Here is a 5,442-nt window from a genome sequence, read left to right as displayed (position 1 = left end):
GAAGGTCGTCGCCGAGCAGACCGGCGATTTCACCCGGGAGAAGGGCCAGAAGGTCACCGAGCAACTCATCTCGGCCAACCCCGGGATCACCGCCATCTACGCCGAGAACGACGAGATGGCGCTCGGCGCGGTCGCGGCGCTCAAGGGCGCCAACAAGAAGGCCGGTGACGTCAAGATCGTCACGATCGACGGCACCAAGGGCGCGGTGCAGGGCATCCTCGACGGCTGGATCGACGGGGTCATCGAGAGCAACCCGCGCTTCGGGCCGCTCGCCTTCCAGGCGCTCGAGGACTTCTACAGCGGCAAGGGCGTCGCCGAGAAGACGATCATCTCCGACAAGGAGTACACCAAGGACAACGCCCGGTCCGAGCTCGCCAACGCGTACTGACATCCCCTCGCCAACGCGTACTGACATCCCGGAGCTCCGATGACCGTACCCGTCCTCGACGTACGCGCGGTGAGCAAGCAGTTCGCCGGTGCCCGTGCCCTCGCCGACGTCTCCCTCGAGCTGCACCCCGGCGAGGTGCACGCACTGATCGGCGAGAACGGCGCCGGCAAGTCCACCCTGATCAAGCTGGTCACCGGGGTCTACCGGCCGGACGGTGGCGAGGTCCGCTACCTCGGCGAGCCGGCGGCCTTCAACGGCCCCCGCGAGGCCCAGGCCGCCGGCATCAGCACCATCTACCAGGAGATCAACCTGGTGCCGATGCGCAGTGTCGCGGGCAACCTGTACCTCGGCCGGGAGCCCGTGAACCGGCTCGGTCTCGTGGACTTCCGCCGCATGCACCGCGACGCCAGGCAGGTCCTGCTGCGCTACGGCATCACCGTCGACGTCCGGCGCCGGGCCGGTGAGCTGGGTCTCGGCGTACAGCAGATGATCGCCCTCGCCCGGGCGATCTCCACCGACGCCCGCGTGGTGATCATGGACGAGCCGACCTCGTCGCTGGAGCCCCGCGAGGTGGACCTGCTGCTCGACGTCGTCGCCCTGCTGCGCCGTCAGAACGTCGCGGTGCTGTACGTGACGCACAAGCTCGACGAGGTCTTCCGGATATGCGACCGGGTCACCGTCCTGCGGGACGGCCACCGGGTGCACACCGGGCCGGTCGCCGGCACCACCCGGCTGCGGCTGGTCGCCACGATGCTCGGCCGGGACGTCGACGAGGTCCGCCGGCACGGCGCGACCACGTTCACCGACGTTCAGCGCGACGCTACCGGCCCACGGGTGCTGCAGGCCGAAGGACTCACCCGCCGGCCGTTGCTGGACGACGTCCATGTCGACGTCCACGCGGGCGAGGTGGTGGGCCTAGCGGGACTGCTCGGCTCGGGCCGCACCGAGACCGCCGAGGCCATCTTCGGCGCGCATCCGCTGGACGCCGGATCGGTCCGGGTCGACGGCGCCTCCGCGCGGCACTGGAACCCGGCCGCCGCCATCCGCAGCGGCATCGGGATGGTGCCCGAGGACCGTGCGGCCGAGGGGATCGTCGGCGAACTGTCCGTCCGCGACAACATTGTCCTCGCCGCGCTGCCGAGGCTCACCACCGCCGGGCTCCTCTCCCGGACCCGGCAGGACGAGATCGTGGCCACCTTCGTCAGGCGGCTGCGGATCAAGATGTCCAGCCCCGATCAGAAGGTCCGGGAGCTGTCCGGCGGCAATCAGCAGAAGGTCCTGCTGGCCCGGATGCTGTGCCTGTCACCCAAGGTGCTGATCCTGGACGAGCCGACCCGCGGGATCGACGTCGGCGCCAAGGCCGAGATCCAGGCGCTGATCGACGAACTCGCCGGGCTCGGCCTGGGCGTGCTGCTCATCTCCTCCGAGCTCGAGGAGATCGTCGAGGGCGCCGACCGGGTGCTCGTGATGCGTGACGGCGCCGTCGTAGGCACGCTGCGCGGTGACGAGGTCGGCGAGGACAACATCATGCACGCCATCGCGCAGGCCTCGCAGGACGAGGGAGGCGCCTGATGCTCGACGTCAGCACCGTCCGGTCGAACCGCCCGGATATCCTCGGCCTCCTGCAGGTGGGTGGGGTGTATCTGGCGATCGGGCTGATCCTGCTGTTCAACCTGGCCTTCACGCCGAACTTCGCCACCGTGGCGAACCTCCGGCTGCAACTGGTCCAGGTCGCTCCGGTGGCGATCGTCGCCGTCGGCATGGCCCTGGTCATCGCGTCGGAAGGCATCGACCTGTCGGTCGGATCCACCATGGCGATCAGTGCCGCCCTGCTGCCGCTGTACATCGGATACGGCAGCTGGCCGGCGATCGTCATCGCCGTCCTGGCCGGCGCCGTCGTCGGCGCGGTCAACGGTTCGCTGGTCGCCTTCGCCGGCATACAGCCCATCATCGCCACCCTCGGCCTGCTGGTGGCCGGCCGGGGGCTGGCCCTGGTGCTCGCCGACGGCCGATTGACCGAGCTGTTCGACCCGGTCCTCGGCGCCCTGGGCAACCAGTCGGTTCTGGGCATCCCGATCAGCGCGCTCCTGGTGCTCGTCGTCACCGGTGCGGCGGTGGTCGCGGTGCACCGGGCGGCGTTCGGTCGCCGGCTGCTGGCGATCGGCGGCAACCGCGCCGCGGCCACCATGGCGGGCCTGCCGGTCAAACGCACCCTGATCACCGTGTACGTGATCAGTGGACTGCTGGCCGCTGCCGCCGGGGTGCTCAGCACAGCCCGGCAGAGCGCGAGCGATCCGTCCTCCGTCGGGTTGCTGATCGAGCTCAGCGCCATCACCGCCGTCGTCGTCGGCGGCACCCCGCTGTCGGGCGGCCGCGTCCGCATCCTCGGCACGCTGATGGGAGCTCTGCTGATGCAGCTGATCACCGCGACCGTGATCCAGCAGGATCTGCCGGACTCGACGGCCCGCATGCTCCAGGCATGCATCATCGCCGCCGCCGTCTACGTCCAGCGTGGACGGAGCCGGGCATGACGGCCGTCGAGAGTTCCACCGCCCGGGAGACCCGCCGGCAGATGGTCACCGGGCGACTGTGGTGGCGTCCCGAACGCGCCGGCACGCCCGTCGTGCTCGTCCTGGTGCTCGTCGCCGGATCGTTCGTCTTCGGCGACAGCTTCGCCAGCGGGCGCAACCTGGGCAACATCGCTCTGGACAGCTCGTACCTGCTGCTCATCGCGACGGGCATGACGTTCGTCATCCTCAGCGGCGGGATCGACCTGTCGGTCGGGTCGCTGCTCGCGGTCAGCGGGGTGCTCACCGCGTACGCCTCCCGCTGGGGCACCCTCACCGCGGTGCTGCTGCCCCTGGCCGTCTGCGGTCTGATCGGCCTGGTCAACGGGCTGCTGATCGGCCGCGCACGGATCGCCCCGTTCATCGTCACGCTGGCCGCCCTGCTGTTCGCCCGCGGCCTGGCCTTCGCCGTCGCCGACGAGGGCAACACGGTGTACATCATTCCGGCCGAGCTCACCCTCACCCGGCTCGGCCAGGCACGCTGGCTCGGGCTCAGCGCACCGGTCTGGATCGCGCTGATCGTCTTCGCCGCCGGCGTCATCGTCCTCAACCGGACCCGGTTCGGCCAGGCCGCGTTCGCCATCGGCGACAACCAGGAGGCGGCCGAGCTGATGGGCCTGCCGGTCGCCCGGGTCCGAGTTCTGGTGTACGTGCTGAGCGCGCTGCTCACCGGCATCGCCGGTGTGCTCGTCGCCGCGCAGACCCAGTCCGGCCTGCCCACCATCGGCGAGGGCCGGGAGCTGGAGGCGATCGCCGCCGTGGTCATCGGCGGCACGTTGCTCACCGGCGGCGCGGGCTCGCTCGGCGGAACCCTCGCCGGCGTGCTGCTGCTCAAGGTGATCCAGAACCTGATCAACCAGGTCGGCACGCTGTCCTCCTACTACCAGCAGGTGGTCAGCGGCACGTTCCTGGTCGTCGTCGTACTGATCCAGTCCCGTCTCACCCGCCGGAGGATGCGATGAACGCTGCGGCACGATACGCGCCAGGGGTCGTGCGGCCCCGGGTGTCACCGGATACGGCGCCGGTGCGGGTCGCCGTCGTCGGCACCGGCGAGTGGTGGGGCCGTCAGCACGCGGAACTGTTCGCCGGCCGGGCCGACACCTCCCTGGTCGCCGTCGTCGGCCGCGACCCGGCGCGGACCGCCGCACGAGCCGCCGAGTTCGGCGCCGCGCCCTACGTCGACCTCGACGAGATGCTCGAACGGAGCCGGCCCGACCTGGTCACGGTCTGCCTGCCGAACGAGCGGCACTACGAGCCGACGCTGCGGCTGATCCGGGCCGGAGTGCCGCTGTTGCTGGAGAAACCCCTGGTGTTCAAGGCGGACGAGGCCGAGACGCTGGTGGCGGAAGCGGTCCGGCACGACCTGTTCGTCGGGATCAACTTCAATCACCGGTACGCCAAACCCGTCCGCCTCGCGGCGGCCGCCGTCGAACGCGGTGATCTGGGTCGGCTCACCTTCGCCACCTGGCGCTTCGGTGGTGAGCCCGGCACCAGCCGGCATCCGCACGCCAACCTCATCGAGACCCAGTGTCACGGGCTGGACCTGCTGGAGCACCTGTGCGGCCCGATCGAATCGGTCGTGGCGCAGCTCGCCGAGCCGAGCGGACACGGCTGGTCGACGCTCGTCGTCGGGGCCCGGTTCGTCAACGGCGCGGTCGGCAGCCTGGTCGGCTCGTACGACTCGTCCTACGCCTACCAGGACACCCATCAGGTCGAGCTCAACGGCAGCGCCGGTCGCATCCTGATCAACGACACCGTGCGCCGATACAGCTTCCAGCGTGCCGGGGACGAGACCGCCCAGGTCTGGCAGGCCGGGTACTTCAACGACACCGACCGCAGCTTCCACGCCACCTTCGACCGGCACGTCGACGACTTGCTCGCCGCGTTGCGAGCCGGCGGACCGCCGCCGGTACCGATGAGTGCGGGACGGCGGGCGCTGACTCTCGCCGACGCGGTCATCACGGCTTTCGAGAACGGCGTCCGGGTGTCGACAGTGGAATGACGCGGCCGCGCTCGGATCGCCGCCTCGGACCGAAGCCGGGCTTGCCGGAAACGCCCCGTGCGAGCAGGCGGCGGGCGTAACGTCGCAAACGTGCGTGGGCGCGCGGGCAAGGTCACGCCGACGGACGCCGCTTCGTCATCGCGAAGCCGCCGATCGGCGTGGCTGCTGGTGTGTGTGATCACGCTGGGACTGAGTGGAACGATGCTGGCCACCGCGGCACTGCGCCACGCCGACCGGGAACGGGTCCACCGGGCGCTCAGCCAGCAGACATCGCTGGTGTCCACGCTGGTGGCCGCCGAGCTGCGCCGCTACACCGGTTTCCTGGCCGACCTGGCGGCGGCGCTCGGCGCACAGGGCGAGCTCGAGGCGTCCGAGTTCGCGGCCACCACCGCGAACGTCAACCGGCAACGCCTGCCCGGCGCATCCGGCGTCAGCATGGTCGTGCCGGCGCCGCTCGGCCGGATACCGCAGGTGCAGTCCTACTG

General features: G+C 70.6%; 5 protein-coding genes and 1 pseudogene. All 6 read left to right on the top strand.

The features are described from left to right. A partial coding sequence (locus AB0M20_RS25255) for a substrate-binding domain-containing protein (RefSeq protein ID WP_364302157.1) occupies positions 1–388 on the top strand: 388 nt, incomplete at its 5' end. A 39-nt stretch (positions 389–427) separates the two neighbouring features. Next, positions 428–1,960, top strand: a complete 1,533-nt coding sequence (locus AB0M20_RS25250; RefSeq protein ID WP_364302155.1) for a sugar ABC transporter ATP-binding protein — start codon at positions 428–430, stop codon at positions 1,958–1,960. After that, positions 1,960–2,919: an ABC transporter permease gene (locus AB0M20_RS25245; protein ID WP_364302153.1), complete on the top strand. Its 960-nt coding sequence runs from the start codon at positions 1,960–1,962 to the stop codon at positions 2,917–2,919. Before AB0M20_RS25250 ends, AB0M20_RS25245 begins: the two co-directional genes overlap by 1 nt. Next, on the top strand, positions 2,916–3,917 hold the full coding sequence (locus AB0M20_RS25240) for an ABC transporter permease (RefSeq protein ID WP_364302151.1): 1,002 nt from the start codon (positions 2,916–2,918) through the stop codon (positions 3,915–3,917). The genes AB0M20_RS25245 and AB0M20_RS25240 overlap by 4 nt, the downstream gene beginning before the upstream one ends. 62 nt (positions 3,918–3,979) lie before the next feature. Continuing rightward, on the top strand, positions 3,980–4,957 hold the full coding sequence (locus AB0M20_RS25235) for a Gfo/Idh/MocA family oxidoreductase (RefSeq protein WP_364302149.1): 978 nt from the start codon (positions 3,980–3,982) through the stop codon (positions 4,955–4,957). Between the two features lie 90 nt (positions 4,958–5,047). Then, a pseudogene (locus AB0M20_RS25230) lies at positions 5,048–5,442 on the top strand (hypothetical protein); the annotation flags it as partial.

It is taken from the genome of Actinoplanes sp. NPDC051633 (assembly GCF_040681735.1).
Classification (GTDB): domain Bacteria; phylum Actinomycetota; class Actinomycetes; order Mycobacteriales; family Micromonosporaceae; genus Actinoplanes.
Note: the sequence above shows the minus strand (reverse complement) of the source record. Positions and strands in the feature narration are given on the sequence as shown.

What these genes read in the sequence shown, in the direction of transcription:
- AB0M20_RS25250 (WP_364302155.1), top strand. Translation starts at nt 428, where the DNA reads ATGACCGTACCCGTCCTCGACGTACGCGCGGTGAGCAAGCAGTTCGCC.
- AB0M20_RS25245 (WP_364302153.1), top strand. Translation starts at nt 1,960, where the DNA reads ATGCTCGACGTCAGCACCGTCCGGTCGAACCGCCCGGATATCCTCGGC.
- AB0M20_RS25240 (WP_364302151.1), top strand. Translation starts at nt 2,916, where the DNA reads ATGACGGCCGTCGAGAGTTCCACCGCCCGGGAGACCCGCCGGCAGATG.